The 962-nt window shown below is 79.1% G+C and carries 1 protein-coding gene; it reads right to left on the minus strand.

The window, feature by feature from the left end:
• On the minus strand, positions 1–948 hold a 948-nt coding region (locus E1200_RS33415), incomplete at its 3' end, for a ketoacyl-ACP synthase III (RefSeq protein WP_243709066.1).
• Between the last annotated feature and the right edge of the window lie 14 nt (positions 949–962).

Raw genomic sequence — 962 nt, forward strand, 5'->3', positions numbered from 1 at the left:
GCCCCACGTCACGCCCGCGCCGAAACCGGCGAGCAGGACCAGGTCCCCCGGCGCGATCCGCCCGTCCCGCACCGCGCGGTCCAGGGCGTAGGGGAGGCTGGCGGCGCCGATGTTGCCGACGTCGTGCCCGGCGATCACCAGCTGCGCCGGGTCCAGGCCCGCCTCGCCCGCCAGCGCCGCCACCAGCCGCGGATTGGGCTGGTGCGGGACGACCAGCGCCAGGTCGGCGGGCTTGATCCCGGCCTCCTCGGCGGCGTCGGCGACCAGCCGCGGGAACACCCCGGCGATGAACTCGCGCACCGCCCGCCCGTCCATGCGGATGGTGTGCTCCCGCCCCGACACGGTGCCGGCCGTGGCGGGGGCGCGGCTGCCGCCCGCGGGGATGAGCACCTCACCGGCCCGCGACCCGTCCGACCCGAGCGTGACCGGCCCGATCCCGTAGGGCGCCGCGACCGGCCCGACCACCGCGGCGGCCGCGCCGTCCCCGAACAGCGCCGAGGTGGCGCGGTCGCCGGAGTCCAGGAACCGCGAGTACACCTCGACGCCGATGACCAGCGCGTAGGGGGCGGGGTCGGGGCGGCCCGACAGCCACCCGACCGCGGCCGACAGCCCGTACACGAACCCGGTGCAGGCCGCCGACACGTCGAACGCGGCGGCGCGGCCCGCGCCGAGCAGCGCCTGCACGCGGCAGGCGGTGGACGGGCCGAGCTCGTCGGGGGTCGAGGTCCCCAGCACGATCAGGCCGATGTCGGCGGCGCTCACCCCCGCCCGCGCCAGCGCCCGGTCGGCGGCGGCCGCGGCCAGGTCCGAGGACGCCTGCCCCGGCGCGGCGACGTGCCGGTTGCGGATCCCGGTGCGCTCCTCGATCCACCCCGGCGCCAGCCCCAGCGTCCGCGACAGCTCCCCGCTCGGCACGCGCCGGGCCGGCAGGTAGGACCCCGTCCCCACGATCGCCCACCCCC

This window comes from Actinomadura sp. GC306, assembly GCF_004348665.1.
GTDB lineage: Bacteria > Actinomycetota > Actinomycetes > Streptosporangiales > Streptosporangiaceae > Spirillospora.